Source organism: Jatrophihabitans fulvus (genome assembly GCF_054781375.1).
In genome coordinates this window covers 13,820-27,743 of the sequence record NZ_BAAGUN010000009.1, presented here as the reverse complement: position 1 = coordinate 27,743, position 13,924 = coordinate 13,820, and the positions used below count along the sequence as shown (strand labels likewise).

Annotated in this window: 14 protein-coding genes; 9 read left to right on the top strand and 5 right to left on the bottom strand. The window is 71.9% G+C overall.

Going from position 1 to position 13,924, the window contains the following annotated elements; genetic code table 11:
- Positions 1-271: 271 nt before the first annotated feature.
- Genes ACYVP9_RS22780 through ACYVP9_RS22755 form a run of 6 tightly spaced genes read left to right on the top strand, consistent with a single transcriptional unit; the run spans position 272 to position 6,137 of the window.
- Positions 272-955: an HAD family hydrolase gene (locus ACYVP9_RS22780; RefSeq protein WP_460607286.1), complete on the top strand. Its 684-nt coding sequence runs from the start codon at positions 272-274 to the stop codon at positions 953-955.
- A complete protein-coding gene (locus tag ACYVP9_RS22775; protein ID WP_460607285.1) occupies positions 952-2,172 on the top strand; it encodes a sedoheptulose 7-phosphate cyclase in 1,221 nt (406 codons plus the stop codon). Before ACYVP9_RS22780 ends, ACYVP9_RS22775 begins: the two co-directional genes overlap by 4 nt.
- Entirely contained in the window at positions 2,169-2,993 is an 825-nt protein-coding gene (locus ACYVP9_RS22770) for an O-methyltransferase (RefSeq protein ID WP_460607284.1), read from the top strand. The genes ACYVP9_RS22775 and ACYVP9_RS22770 overlap by 4 nt, the downstream gene beginning before the upstream one ends.
- Positions 2,990-3,769 (top strand): TauD/TfdA dioxygenase family protein, encoded by a 780-nt coding sequence (locus ACYVP9_RS22765; RefSeq protein WP_460607283.1) that lies wholly within the window; start codon positions 2,990-2,992, stop codon positions 3,767-3,769. Before ACYVP9_RS22770 ends, ACYVP9_RS22765 begins: the two co-directional genes overlap by 4 nt.
- Entirely contained in the window at positions 3,766-5,094 is a 1,329-nt protein-coding gene (locus tag ACYVP9_RS22760) for an ATP-grasp domain-containing protein (RefSeq protein ID WP_460607282.1), read from the top strand. Before ACYVP9_RS22765 ends, ACYVP9_RS22760 begins: the two co-directional genes overlap by 4 nt.
- Positions 5,094-6,137, top strand: a complete 1,044-nt coding sequence (locus ACYVP9_RS22755; protein WP_460607281.1) for a D-alanine--D-alanine ligase family protein — start codon at positions 5,094-5,096, stop codon at positions 6,135-6,137. The genes ACYVP9_RS22760 and ACYVP9_RS22755 overlap by 1 nt, the downstream gene beginning before the upstream one ends.
- Here the strand turns inward: ACYVP9_RS22755 and ACYVP9_RS22750 are convergent.
- Together ACYVP9_RS22750 and thrS are read right to left on the bottom strand one after the other, a co-directional pair.
- Positions 6,134-6,670 carry an HIT family protein gene (locus ACYVP9_RS22750; protein WP_460607280.1) on the bottom strand — a complete coding sequence of 179 codons (537 nt, stop codon included), beginning with the start codon at positions 6,668-6,670 and terminating at the stop codon, positions 6,134-6,136. The two genes, ACYVP9_RS22755 and ACYVP9_RS22750, sit on opposite strands and share 4 nt — an antisense overlap.
- Positions 6,667-8,688 (bottom strand): threonine--tRNA ligase, encoded by a 2,022-nt coding sequence (gene thrS, locus ACYVP9_RS22745; protein WP_460607279.1) that lies wholly within the window; start codon positions 8,686-8,688, stop codon positions 6,667-6,669. Before thrS ends, ACYVP9_RS22750 begins: the two co-directional genes overlap by 4 nt.
- On the opposite strand from thrS, the gene ACYVP9_RS22740 reads away from it, so the two are divergent.
- The 3 genes from ACYVP9_RS22740 to ACYVP9_RS22730 are packed head-to-tail and all read left to right on the top strand — an operon-like array spanning position 8,578 to position 11,385.
- On the top strand, positions 8,578-9,966 hold the full coding sequence (locus ACYVP9_RS22740; protein WP_460607278.1) for a CapA family protein: 1,389 nt from the start codon (positions 8,578-8,580) through the stop codon (positions 9,964-9,966). The genes thrS and ACYVP9_RS22740 overlap by 111 nt on opposite strands.
- A gap of 32 nt (positions 9,967-9,998) precedes the next feature.
- Entirely contained in the window at positions 9,999-10,526 is a 528-nt protein-coding gene (locus ACYVP9_RS22735; protein ID WP_460607277.1) for a gamma carbonic anhydrase family protein, read from the top strand.
- A 28-nt stretch (positions 10,527-10,554) separates the two neighbouring features.
- Positions 10,555-11,385, top strand: coding sequence for a phospholipid scramblase-related protein (locus tag ACYVP9_RS22730; RefSeq protein ID WP_460607276.1), 831 nt, complete (start codon positions 10,555-10,557; stop codon positions 11,383-11,385).
- Here the strand turns inward: ACYVP9_RS22730 and ACYVP9_RS22725 are convergent.
- The 3 genes from ACYVP9_RS22725 to ACYVP9_RS22715 are packed head-to-tail and all read right to left on the bottom strand — an operon-like array spanning position 11,357 to position 13,593.
- Positions 11,357-12,589: an RNA polymerase sigma factor gene (locus ACYVP9_RS22725; RefSeq protein WP_460607275.1), complete on the bottom strand. Its 1,233-nt coding sequence runs from the start codon at positions 12,587-12,589 to the stop codon at positions 11,357-11,359. The genes ACYVP9_RS22730 and ACYVP9_RS22725 overlap by 29 nt on opposite strands.
- Positions 12,586-12,978 (bottom strand): YciI family protein, encoded by a 393-nt coding sequence (locus tag ACYVP9_RS22720; protein ID WP_460607274.1) that lies wholly within the window; start codon positions 12,976-12,978, stop codon positions 12,586-12,588. Before ACYVP9_RS22720 ends, ACYVP9_RS22725 begins: the two co-directional genes overlap by 4 nt.
- A 54-nt stretch (positions 12,979-13,032) precedes the next feature.
- Entirely contained in the window at positions 13,033-13,593 is a 561-nt protein-coding gene (locus ACYVP9_RS22715) for a nucleotidyltransferase family protein (RefSeq protein ID WP_460607273.1), read from the bottom strand.
- Positions 13,594-13,924: the final 331 nt, after the last annotated feature.

Sequence of the window (13,924 nt, the reverse complement as noted above, 5' to 3'; positions counted from 1 at the left end):
GGAACGCGGGCGCGCCGCACCGGTCGGGGTACTCGGTCGACCGAGTCTCACCACTTCTGCACGTTGCTAAACGCCTGCGTGACCAGATTGGTCCGTCGTTGCCAGTTCCTGCCCGTCTGTGCTCGAATCGAAGGACGACCGCGACGGCGGACCGCGCCCGGTGCACCGCCGGGCACCCACCGACGGGCGCACCGTCGCCCACCGTCCCGGACCGCTCCAGCTGCGTGGAGACCCCCGCGCGGAACGCTGCCTCCCAGGGAGAACCAACCCCATGCCGGCCATCCTGTTCGGTTCCATCTCGACCATCTCCGACACGTCCGAACTGCAGCGCGATGCGTTCAACCGCGCCTTCCAGGAGCACGGTCTCGACTGGCACTGGGAACGCGACGAGTACCGCGACATGCTCACCGGCAACGGCGGCAAGGAGCGCATCTCCTCCTTCGCCGAGCGCGCGGGCGTGCAAGTCGACGCCGCCGCCGTCCACGAGACCAAGTCGACGCTGTTCCAGCGCTCGTTGCAGCCGGGTGCGGTGACGCCGCGCGCGGGCGTGCGCGACCTCGTCGCCGACGCCAAGGCCGCGGGCTGGAAGATCGGCATCGTCACCACCACCGCCCGCGGCAACGTCGACGCCCTGCTCGAGTCCCTGACGAGCGAGGCCGAGCGCCAGGACTTCGCCGTCGTGATCGCCCGTGAGGACGTCGACAGCCCGAAGCCCGATCCCGAGGTCTACGCCAAGGCGCTCGCCGAGCTCGGCGAGCCGGCCGAGCAGGTCGTCGCGATCGAGGACAACCTCGGCGGCGTCGAGTCGGCCCGGGCGGCCGGTCTCGCCGTCGTCGCGTTCCCGAACGAGAACACCGCCCTGCACGACTTCGGCGACACCCCGAGGGTGGCCCGGCTGAGCTTCGCCGAACTGGCCGGGCTGGCCGGCGGTGCCGACACCGGCGCCGCGCGATGACCGCCACCGTGCCCGAGGTGGCGCCGCAGCCGACCCTCACGGTGAACGACACCGCGTTCCACGTGCGGGCCTACGAGCCCATCGAGTACTCGCTGGAGTACGTCGACGGCGTGTTCGACCCCCGCAACGAGCGGCTGGCCGAGCTGTACCGGGCGTGGGGCCGCTGCCTGATGGTCGTCGACAGCACGGTCCACGAGCTGTACGGCGAGCAGGCGCAGGCCTACTTCGCCCACCACGGCATCGAGCTGACGACCTTCCCGGTCGTCATCGCCGAGACCGACAAGACGATGCGCACGGCCGAGACCGTCATCGACGCGTTCGGTGAGTTCGGGCTCGTCCGCAAGGAGCCGGTGCTCGTCGTCGGCGGCGGGCTGACGACCGACGTCGTCGGGTTCGCGTGCTCGATGTTCCGCCGCTCGACGAACTACGTCCGCATCCCCACGACCCTGATCGGCCTCATCGACGCCAGCGTCGCGATCAAGGTGGCCGTCAACCACGGCAAGGCCAAGAACCGGTTGGGGGCGTTCCACGCGTCGCAGCAGGTGCTGCTCGACTTCTCCTTCCTCGCGACGCTGCCGGTCGAGCAGGTGCGCAACGGCATGGCCGAGCTGATCAAGATCTCGACCGTCGGCAACGCCGAGATCTTCCAGTTGCTCGAGAAGCACGGCGAGGACCTGCTGGAGACGCGTTTCGGTCACCTCGACGGCACGCCGGAGCTGCGCGAGATCGCGCACAAGGTCACGTACGAGGGCATCCGGACGATGCTCGAGCTCGAGGTGCCGAACCTGCACGAGCTCGACCTCGACCGGGTGATCGCCTTCGGCCACACGTGGAGCCCGAAGCTCGAGCTCACCCCGCCGCAGCCGTACTTCCACGGTCACGCGATCAACATCGACATGGCGCTGTCGACCACGATCGCCGAACGCCGCGGCTACATCAGCGACACGCAGCGCGACCGCGTGTTCCACCTCATGAGCAGCCTGGGGCTCTCGCTCGACAGCCCGTACCTCACCACCGAGCTGCTGACGGACGCCACGACAGCGATCGTCCAGACGCGCGACGGCCTGCTGCGGGCGGCCGTGCCACGGCCGATCGGCACCTGCGACTTCGTCAACGACCTGACGCCGCAGGAGCTGTCTGAAGCCCTGGACGCCCACCGCGAGCGTGTGCGCAGCTACCCCCGCGAGGGCGTCGGCCTGGACCCGTTCCGCACGTGAGCGTCCCGGCAGGGGTGCGGCCGCCGCGCCCGGTGACCCCGGCGTCGATCCTGGCCGCGCGTCTCGCCGAGCTGGCCGGACGGGCCCACGCACTCGAGGACTCGCCCGCGTGGTTGCGCGAGGAGCTCGACCGCCTCGCCGACCTCGCGGGCGGCCTCGAGCCGTACCTGCATCGCATGACGACACCGGCGTCGGACGCGCTGCGCGCGCTGGAATACGGCACGACCGCAGTCGACTGGGACGCCCGGCGCAGCCCGCTCGGGCTCGAACAGGAGATGCTGTCGGGTCACGTCGAGGGCCGGCTGCTGCAGGTGCTCGTGCGGGCCACGGGGGCCCGGTGCGTGCTCGAGATCGGCACGTTCACCGGGTACGCGACGCTGGCGATGGCCGAGGCGATCGGTGACGGGCGTGTCGTCACCCTCGAGATCGACGCGGACGTCGCCGATCAGGCGCGGGCGGCGTTCGACCGGTCCGGGCTCGGCGGGCGCATCGAGGTGCGGGTCGGTCCCGCGCTCGACACCCTGTGCGCACTGGCCGACGCCGGCGAGCGCTTCGACCTGGTGTTCGTCGACGCCGACAAGGCGGGATACGCCGACTACGTGCGCACGCTGCTCGACACCGGCCTGCTCGCGCCGCGCGGGCTGCTCTGCATCGACAACACGCTCATGCAGGGTCAGCCCTGGGCCGGTCCCGCCACACCGAACGGTTCGGCCATCGCCGCCTTCAACGAGTTCCTGGCCGACGAGCCCCGGCTGCAGCAGGTCGTCGTGCCGCTGCGCGACGGCGTCACCCTGGCCTGCCGGACGGAGACCCCCGCATGAGGACCACCCCGCTCGACCCCGTCGGTGTGCTGGTGGAGGATCTCCCCGCCGAGCTCGACGACGCCGCCGTCGCCCAGGTCAGGGGCCTGCTCGCCGACCACGGCGTGATGGTGGTGCGCGACCGTCCGCTCGACGACGACGCGTTCCTCGCGCTGCTGCGCCGCTTCGGCGAGCCGGTCTTCACGGTGGGCGAGACACCAGTGCCCGGCCACCCGGATCTCAACGTGATCACCAACGCCGGGCGGACGACTCCCCCGCGCAGCGTGTTCCACGTCGACACCAGCTACGTGTCGCGGCCTCCTGCGTACACCGCGCTGCGGGCGGTCACCGTGCCCGAGCAGGGCGGCCAGACGCTGTTCACGAACCAGTACCGCGCCTACGACACGCTGCCGGACGGCGTGCGGGAGAAGCTCGAGGGGCGCACCGTCCGCCACGAGGTCACCGGCGTCGACCCCGGTGACGAGCAGGAGCACGCGGCCGACCACCCGGTCTTCCGTCCGCATCCCGTCTCCGGACGCACGGCGCTCTATCTCTCGACACCGCAGCGGTGCACCGCAGTGAGCGGCCTGCCCGACGACGAGGCACGCGCGGTGATCGAGCAGCTGTACGCCCACTCGACCCGCGAGGACAACGTGCTGCGGCACGAGTGGCGACCGGACGACCTCGTCATGTGGGACAACGGCTGCGTGCTGCACAAGGCCGACCACTCCGGTGTCGTCGGCGAGCGGACGATGCACCGCGGCATGGTCGACGGGTACGCCGCGCTCCCGTCATGACCCCCGTTCGAGCGGTGCGCGACACCGCGAGGACGCTGGCAGCGCTGGCCGGCCTGACGGCGACGCTGCCCGTCGACCTCGCGATCACGGCCTGGGCGCTGGCGCGCGGCGGACGGCCCCACCGTGTGAGCGCCGAACGCCCCCGCACGGTGCTGGTCAGCGGCGGCAAGATGACCAAGGCCCTCGCGCTGTGCCGCGCCTTCCACGCCGCAGGTCATCGGGTGGTGCTCGTCGAGACGGCGAAGTACCGCCTGACCGGGCACCGGTTCTCCCGCGCGGTCGACGCGTTCCACGTCGTCCCGTCGCCCACCGACCCGGGTTACGCGCAGGCGCTGCTCGACGTCGTGCGGGACGAGGGCGTCGACGTGTACGTGCCGGTGTGCAGCCCGGTCGCCAGCCGGTACGACGCGCTGGCCGCCGAGACGCTCGCGGGGCACTGCGAGGTCGTGCACGGCGATCTCGCCACCGTCGACATGCTCGACGACAAGTACGCGTTCACGACGACCGCCACCGCACAGGGCCTGTCGGCCCCGGCCGCATATCGCATCACGGACGCCGAGCAGCTCAGCGGGTTCGACTTTCCTACCGACGAGCAGCCGTTCGTGCTCAAGAACATCGCCTACGACCCGGTCAACCGGCTCGACCTCACCCCGCTGCCCCGCCCGACGCGGGAGCAGACCACGGCGTTCGCCGCGTCGAAACCGATCTCGCCGGACAACCCCTGGGTGCTGCAGTCGTTCGTCCGCGGCACGGAGTACTGCACGCACAGCACCGTCCGCGACGGGCGGGTCGTCGTGCACGTGTGCTGCGAGTCGTCGGCGTTCCAGGTGAACTACGAGCACGTCGACCGTCCCGAGATCGAGAAGTGGGTGCACGCGTTCGTCGAGCCGCTCGGCGTCACCGGCCAGGTCAGCTTCGACTTCATCGTCGACGGCGCCGGACGCGTGCTGGCCATCGAGTGCAACCCCCGCACGCACTCGGCGATCACCCTGTTCCACCACCGCGGCGCCGAGCTCGCGCAGGCGTACCTGGGCGAGCGCCCGGACGACGCACCACCGCTCGTGCCGGGACCGGACGCACGCCCGACCTACTGGACCTATCACGAGCTGTGGCGCGCGCTGCGGCACCCGTCGACGGCCCGGCAGCGCTGGCGCGTCGTGCGCGCGGGCCGGGACGCGGTGTTCGACCCGGCCGACCCGCTGCCCTACCTGCTGCTGCACCACCTGCAGATCCCGTCGCTGCTGCTGCGCAACCTGGTGCGCGGCAAGCCGTGGACCCGCATCGACTTCAACATCGGCAAGCTCGTCGAACCCGGTGGCGACTGATGTCCCGTCCGTTGCGCGTACTGCATCTGGTGGGCTCGCCCACCAGCGAGTTCTGGGCCGAGCTCTCGCGGCTCTACGCCGCCGACTGCCTCGACGCGGTCGCCGACCCCGAGCGGTACGAGACGGTCGTGGCGCACGTCGACCCGGACGGGTCGTGGCGCTTCCCGGCCGACCTCTCCCCCGCCGCCCGCGCCGCCGCCGAACCGCTGTCGCTCGCCGGCGGGCTGCGCCGCATCCGCGCGCTCGCACCCGACGTAGCCGTGCCGCAGTTGTTCTGCCGGGCCGGGATGACCACCTACCGCGACCTGCTCGACTCGGTCGGGGTGCCGTTCGCCGGCAACCCCGGCGACGTCATGGCGCTGGGCGCCGACAAGCCGCGGGCGCGCGACGCCGTGGCCGCGGCCGGGGTGCCCGTGCCGGCCGGCGTCGTCCTCGGCCCGGACGCCGGGGCGGCGCTGCCGCCGTTCCTCGAGCTGCCCGTCGTGGTCAAGCCGGCCGACGCCGACAACTCCAGCGGCGTCACGCTCGTGACGACCGACGCCGAGCTGCCCGAGGCGGTGCGGGCCGCGCGCGCCGAGAGCGACCGGGTGCTGATCGAGCGGTTCGTGCCCCTGGGACGCGAGGTGCGCTGCGGCGTCCTCGAGCGCGACGGCGAGTTGGTGGTGCTGCCGATGGAGGAGTACGCCGTCGACGCCGAGCGCAAGCCGATCCGGGACGCGGCCGACAAGCTGCGGCGCGACGGCGGCGGTGAGCTCGGCCTCGTCGCCAAGACCGCGGAGTACTCGTGGATCGTCACGAGCGACGACCCCGCCACCGCACGGGTGGCCGAGGCCGCCCGCACCGCCCACCGCGCGCTGGGGTGCCGCCACTACAGCCTGTTCGACTTCCGCATCGACCCCGACGGCGAACCGTGGTTCCTCGAGGCGAGCCTGTACTGCTCGTTCGCGCGCACCAGCGTCATCGCCGTCATGGCCGCCGCGGCGGGCATCCCCGTCGATGCCTTGTTCGCGGACCTGGTGGGGCTCGCCCTCGCGGACGACTAGCCCCAGGCGTCGGCGAGCTGACGGCGGGCGTCGGACAGCAGCTGCGGCAGCACCCGGGTCTGCCCGATCACGGGCATGAAGTTGGAATCTCCACCCCACCGCGGCACGACGTGCTGGTGCAGGTGCGCGGCGATGCCCGCACCTGCCACCGGACCCTGGTTGATGCCGAGGTTGAACCCGTGCGGCGCCATGACCTCGCGGATCACCAGCATCGCCCGCTGCGTGAACCGGGCCAGCTCGGCGGTCTCGTCGCCGGTCAACTCGGGGTATCCCGCGACGTGCCGGTACGGCACGACCATCAGGTGCCCGGAGTTGTACGGGTACAGGTTCAGCACCGCGTACACCTGGTCACCGCGGGCGACGATCAGCCCGTCCTCGTCCGACCGCTTCGGGGCGGCGCAGAACGGGCAGTCGTCACCGGCATCGCCGTGGTCGGGCTTGTTCTCGCCCTGGATGTAGGCCATGCGGTGCGGTGTCCACAGCCGCTCGTAACCGTCGGGGACGCCCGCGAACCCGTCGGCGCGCTCGCTCACGAGGGCTCGTAGTGCTCGGCCGTCGGCGAGGCGTTCTCGCGGCGTTCGACCGTCGCCACGATCTCGTCGACCGCCTGCGCCACCGAGATGCCGTTGCGTTGCGTGCCGTCGCGGTAGCGGAACGACACGGCGTCGGCCTCGGCGTCGGTGCCGCCGGCGATGAGCATGAAGGGAACCTTCTGCTTCTGCGCGGTGCGGATCTTCTTCTGCATGCGGTCGTCGGACGCGTCGACCTCGACCCGGATGCCGCGGCCCTTGAGCCGCGCGGCGACCGCGTAGAGGTAGTCGACCTGGTCCTCGGACACCGGGATGCCCACCACCTGCACCGGCGCGAGCCATGCCGGGAACGCGCCCGCGTAGTGCTCGGTGAGCACGCCGATGAAGCGCTCGATCGACCCGAACTTGGCCGAGTGGATCATCACCGGGCGCTGCCGCGACCCGTCGGGCGCCTGGTACTCGAGCTCGAAGCCGCGGGGCTGGTTGAAGTCGTACTGGATGGTCGACATCTGCCAGGTGCGCCCGATGGCGTCGCGGGTCTGCACGGAGATCTTGGGACCGTAGTAGGCGGCGCCGCCCGGATCGGGTACGAGCTCGAGCCCCGACTCGACGGCCACCTGCCGCAGCACCTCGGTCGCGTTCTCCCACTCGTCGTCGTCGCCGATGAACTTGTCCGGCTTCGAGTCGTCCCGGGTCGACAGCTCGAGGTAGAAGTCGTCCAGGCCGAAGTCGCGGAAGAGGCCGAGACAGAAGTCGAGCAGGTGCTTGATCTCGGCGGGCGCCTGGTCGGGCGTCACGTAGCTGTGCGAGTCGTCCTGCGCGAAGCCACGCACGCGGGTCAGGCCGTGGATGACGCCGGACTTCTCGTAGCGGTAGACGTGGCCGAACTCGAACAGCCGCAGCGGCAGCTCGCGATAGGACCGGCCCCGCGACTTGTAGATCAGGTTGTGCATCGGGCAGTTCATGGCCTTGATGCGGTAGTCACCACCGTCGACCGGGACCGGAGGAAACAACCCGTCGCCGTAGTACGGCAGGTGTCCGGACGTGTAGAAGAGCTGCTCCTTGGCGATGTGCGGGGTGCCGACGTACTCGAAACCCTCTTCGAGGTGACGGCGGCGGACGTAGTCCTCCATCTCCCGCTTGATCACCCCGCCCTTCGGGTGGAACACCGGCAGGCCCGAACCGATCTCGTCCGGGAAGCTGAACAGGTCGAGCTCGACGCCCAGCTTGCGGTGGTCGCGCTTGGCGGCCTCCTCGAGCCGGTACAGGTACGCCTTGAGGTCGTCGCGGTTGGCCCACGCGGTGCCGTAGATGCGCTGCAGCTGCGGGTTCTTCTCGTCCCCGCGCCAGTACGCCGCGGCACTGCGCATGATCTTGAACGCCGGGATGCGGCGGGTCGAGGGCAGGTGCGGGCCTCGGCAGAGGTCGGTCCAGACGCGCTCGCCGGTCTTCGCGTCGAGGTTGTCGTACATGGTGAGGCCGCCGTCGCCGACCTCGGTGGCCTCCTCGCCCGAGGCGTTCGACTTCAGGCCGACGAGTTCGAGCTTGAACCGTTCGTGAGCGAGCTCGTGCCGCGCGTCGTCGTCGCTGATCTCGCGGCGGGCGAAACGCTGGTTGGCCTTGACGATCTCCTGCGCGCGCTTCTCGATCGCGGTGAGGTCCTCGGGGGTGAACGGCCGCTCGGGCAGGAAGTCGTAGTAGAAGCCGTCCTCGATGGGCGGCCCGATGCCGAGCGCGGTGCCCGGGAACAGGTCCTGCACGGCCTGCGCGGTGACGTGGGCGGCCGAGTGCCGCAGCACCGCCAGACCGTCGGGCGAGTCGGCGGCGACCGGCTCGACCTCGACGTCGGTCGCGGGCGCCCAGTCGAGGTCGCGCAGCTGACCGTCGGCGTCGCGGACGACGACCGCGCCGTGCGGGCCGCTGAGCTCGACCCCCGCCTCGTGCAACGCGTCGTAGGCCGTCGTGCCCGCGGCCACCGGGACGCTCGGTGCGGGAGCGGGCGGACGGACGCTGGCGGACACGGGGTCTCCTCGGATCAGGGGTCGGTACCGGATGTCGGCACCGATGTGGATGCTAGTGCGGTGATCCCGAGCGACCGACGGCATATCACCCGGAGAGCTGCTGTCGCGGCGGCCGCCCTGGTGGGGTGTCTGCTCGCCGGGTGCACGAGCGGTAGCGGTTCGACGAGCCCTTCGGACGCGACCGGCCGCCCGCCGTCGGCAGGCACGACCGCAGGCACGACCGCAGGCACGACCGCGGGCACGACCGCGGGCACGACCGCAGGCGCGACGACCGGGGCCGCCCCGTCCACGTCGTCGTCTCCGGACCCGACAGGGGCACCCACCGTCGCCCGGCAACCGGGCCGGTTCACCGTCGCGCTGGCCGGGGACGTGCACTTCTCGGGACGGGTCGCGCAGCGGCTGGCCCGCGATCCGGCGACCGTGTTCGGCGAGGCGCAACCGGGGCTGGCGTCCGCCGACCTGACGATGGTCAACCTCGAGACCGCCGTGACGACCGGCGGCACCGCCCAGGACAAGGCGTTCACCTTCCGGGCACCGCCGTCCGCCCTGACGGCCCTGCGCGAATCGGGCGTCGACGTGGCCACGATGGCCAACAACCACGGGGCCGACTTCGGCGAGGAGGGGCTGCAGGACACGCTGCGCGCGATCCGCACCTCCCGCTTCCCCGTCATCGGTGTCGGACGGGACGCGGCCGCCGCGTTCGCGCCGTACCGGACGACGATCGCCGGCACGAAGCTGGCGATCTTCGCCGCCGACCAGGTCGACGACGAGACGACGCTGCGACTGTTCAGCGCGGGCGCCGGCAAGCCCGGCGTGGCGAACGCCTACGAACCACGCCTGGTGCGCGACGTGCGGCGCGCGGTGCGCGCGGGGTGGACGGTGGTCGTCTACCTGCACTGGGGCGTCGAGCTCGAGACGTGCCCGTCCGACCTGCAACGGGGGTTGGCCGACCGGCTCGCGGACGCCGGGGCCTCGGCGGTCGTCGGCACGCACGCGCACGTGTTGCAGGGCGCCGGCTGGCGTCCGGACGGGACGTATGTCGCCTACGGCCTCGGCAACTACCTGTGGTGGGAGTCGTTCGGCAACGAGCAGGACGACAACGGCGTGCTCACGCTCACCTTCGACCACGGCAAGGTGGTGCGCGCCCGGTTCGCGGTGTCACACCTCGACGACCGCGGCGTGCCGGTGCCCGCGACCGGGGCGCAGAAGCGCCGCATCGACGACGAGTGGGCGCGCGACCGGCGGTGCGCGGGGCTGGCCGTGCGTCCGCCCGGGTGACGACCCTCCGGGCTGCCCGGCAGGATGCAGGCATGAACCTCTTCGAGTACGAGGGCGCGGCCCCGTCGATCGCCGAGGACGCGTGGATCGCGCCGACGGCGACGATCATCGGCGACGTGACGATCGAGGCGGGCGCCTCGGTCTGGTACGGCGCGGTGCTGCGCGGCGACGACGGTCCGATCGTCGTGCGGGAGCGGGCCAACATCCAGGACAACGCGGTGATCCACACGACGCCCGACACCACCACCGAGATCGGCGTGGGCGCCACCGTCGCGCACCTCGTGCTGGTGCACGGTGCCGTGCTCGAGGAGAACGCGCTCGTGGGCAACGGCAGCACCGTGCTCGACGGTGCCCGCGTCGGGGCGGGTTCGATGGTGGCGGCCGGGTCGCTGGTGACGCCGGGGACGCAGATCCCGCCGGGGGTGATCGCGCTCGGCTCCCCCGCCAAGGTCAAGGGCGACATCGCCGGCACCCCGGCGGAGTTCTGGGTGCAGATGAACCCGACGTATTACCCCCAGCTCGCGCAACGCCACCGTGCCGGCATCCGCCGCCTCACCTGATCGTCGGTTCCCACCTAGGATCACGCGCATGACGCAGTCGCAGACTCCGCCCGGCTGGTACGCCGACCCCTCGGGCAAGCACGAGCAGCGCTACTTCGACGGCACCCAGTGGACCGAGCACGTGCATTCGCACGGCCGCCAGAGCATCGACCCGCCCGGCGTGCCCGGGCACGTCCCCACCGTGCAGCGCGACCCGAACAAGGTCCGCGGCGACGTGCAGCGCGCGGGATACGCCGGCGAGGCGGGCTGGCAGGGCGGCGGCTCGCTGTTCACCGAGCCGGTCCTGGTCATCAACCAGAAGGCCAAGCTGATCGAGGTCAACAACGAGTACGCGATCTACGACGCGAACGCCCGCCAGATCGGCGCCGTCCGTCAGGTCGGGCAGAGCGCCCTGAAGAAGGCCGCGCGCATCCTGACCTCCTACGACCAGTACATGACGCACAAGCTCCAGGTCGTCGACGCCAACGGCACCCCGGTGCTGGCGATCACCCGTCCGGCGAAGCTCATCAAGTCCCGCGTCATCGTCGAGGACCCCGCCGGCCGCGAGATCGGCCAGATCGTCCAGCAGAACGCGTTCGGCAAGATCCGCTTCGGACTCGAGTCGGGCGGACACCAGTACGGCATGATCCAGGGCGAGAACTGGCGGGCGTGGAACTTCGCGATCCTCGACCACCAGAACGTCGAGGTCGCCCGCATCACCAAGACGTGGGAGGGCCTGGCGAAGACGATGTTCACCACGGCCGACAACTACGTGGTGCAGATCCACCGTCCGCTCGAGGACCCGCTGCGCTCGCTCGTCGTCGCGGCCGGCGTGGCCGTCGACACCGCCCTCAAGCAGGACGCCCGCGGCTTCGGCTGAGCCGCTCGCGTCTCCGGTTCAGGTAGCGCTGCTCGGGCGCGCTCGCCGTCAGGCGCGCGGCCGCCGCGTACTCGGTGTCGGCCTCGTCCGCCCGTCCGGCGAGTTCGAGCAGATGTGCGCGAACCGCGGGCAGGCGATGGTTGCGCCGCAGCGCCGGGTCCGTCCGCAGCGGTTCGAGCAGGGTCAGGCCGGCGCCGGGACCCTCGACCATCGCCTCGGCGACGGCCCGGTTCAGCGTCACCGCCGGCCCCGGCGCGATGCGGTCGAGCATGCGGTACAGCTCGCGGATCTGCGGCCAGTCGGTGTCCGCCCAGTGGCGTGCCTCGGCGTGCACGGCCGCGACCGCGGCCTGAAGTTGGAACGGCCCGACGGGCCCGCGCGGCAGCGTCCGCTCGACGATCGCGATGCCCTCGGCCACGGCGGACGCGTCCCAGCGCGACCGGTCCTGCTCGGCGAGCGGCACGAGATCGCCCGCGGCGTCGACGCGCGCCGGAGTGCGGGCACGGGTGAGCACCTGCAACGCGAGCAGCCCGGCCGCCTCGTCGTGCGCCGGCAGGGCGTCGACGAGCATCCGGGTCAGCCTGATCGCCTCGTCCGCCAGCGAGACGTCGACCAGCCGTTCACCGGCCGACGCCGCGTAGCCCTCGTTGAAGATCAGGTAGAGGACGTCGAGAGTGGCGGCGACGCGGCCGGCGAGATCGGCGGCGCCCACCGGCGCGACGGTCGTGTCGTGCCCGCGCAGCAGGGTCTTGGCCCGGCTGATCCGCTGAGCCATCGTCGCCTCGGGCACGAGGTGGGCGGCGGCGATCTGGCGGGTGGTGAGGCCGCCGACCGCCCGCAGGGTCAGTGCGACCTGGGCGGGACGGGGCAGCGCGGGGTGACAGCACAGCAGCAGCAGGTGGAGGCTGTCGTCCCGCTCGGACACCGGTCCCGGCGGCGGGGCGTCGACGTCCGCACGTTCGCGCAGCTCGCGCGCGGTGTCGCTGCGGCGGTGGTCGACGAGCCGTCGCGACGCCACCCGGAGCAACCAGCCGCGGGGACTGTCCGGGATTCCCTGCTCCGGCCACTGCCGCGACGCCGCCAGCAGCGCCTCCTGCACGGCGTCCTCGCAGGCGCCGATGTCACCGTAGCGGCGTACGAGCGCGCCGAGGACGTGCGGCGTCTCGCGGCGCCACACGTCCTCGAACGGGCTCCTGGTCGTCACTCCTGATCGGCACCGCCGGGCCACATCGTCGGCCGGAGTTCGGCGACGTCGCCGGGGCTGGCGAACCGCCGGGCGATCTCATCGGCCCGCTCCGGGCTCTCGACGTCGAGGAGGAAGAAGCCGGCGAGGTGCTCCTTCGTCTCGGAGTACGGACCGTCCGTGACGGCGGGGCCACCGTCCCAGCGGTACAGCCGGGCCGCCGCGGGGTCGCCGAGCGCCTCGCCACCCAGCAGTTCGCCCCGCTCGGTCAGCTCGGTCAGCAGCGCCTCGAAGTCGCGTTCCATCGCCGCGCGCTCCTCGGCCGGCAGCTGCTGGAACTCGGCGTTGTGGTCACCGGTGGGGTGGCCCCACGGCTGCGGGTTGGAGTGGATCAGGACGACGTACTTCACGGTGGTCTCCTCTCGCGACGGCGCTCGCCGTCTCAGCAGGGACGTCGGAGCCGGTCAGGTGTTCTCGACACCGGACCAGCGGGCGAGGTCCTCGGGAGTGTCCAGGTCGGACGGGTCTCCCGCGACCGGGACCTCGTCGACCAGCTCCGGACGCCGTCGCAGCAGCGCGCGGGCGCCCTCGTCGGGCCCGGCGAGCTCGAGGGCGGCGCGCCAGAGGCCGGGCGACATGACGGTGGGGTGGCCGCGCCGTCCGCCGAACGACGCGACGGCGACCCGGCCGGGTGTCCAGCCTGCGAGGACGGCGGCGACGGCGTCCGCGCCGATCCCGGGCGTGTCGACGAGCAGGACGGCGAGGGCATCCGCGTCGGCGGCCACCTCGACCGCGAGTTCCAGCGATGACCGCTGCCCCCGGGACGGGTCGGGATTGACCACCGGCACGGCGCCGTCGACCGCCGTCCCGTCCCGGACCACCGCGAGCACCGGATCGCACCCGCCCCCGCGCAGCGCGGCGACCGCGCGGTCGAGCAGCCGGACGCCGCCGACCACGACCTCCGCCTTGGGCCTGCCCATCCGGCGTCCGCCGCCGGCGGCGAGCACCACGCCCGCGATACGCACCCGCCCATCCTGCCCGGGCCGCGCCGAGCAGCGGTGTCCTCGTCCGAGAACAATTGAGACCCCTTCACGAGACCCCTTCACGAGACCCCTTCACGAGACCCGTTCAGGCTGGACTTCGACGAGCAGGTCCGGCTCCGGGCGCGATCTTCATGGCCCGACGGCGGCACGGCGACGCCGGCTCCTCATCGTCGGCGGCCCTCTCGTGAAGCCCTCTCTTGAAGCCCTCTCGTGAAGCCCTCTCGTGAAGCCCTCTCGTGAAGCCCTCTCAATTGTTTTCACGGGACAGGTGTCTTCACGGGACAGGTCTTTCACGGGACAGGTCCAGCTCGGG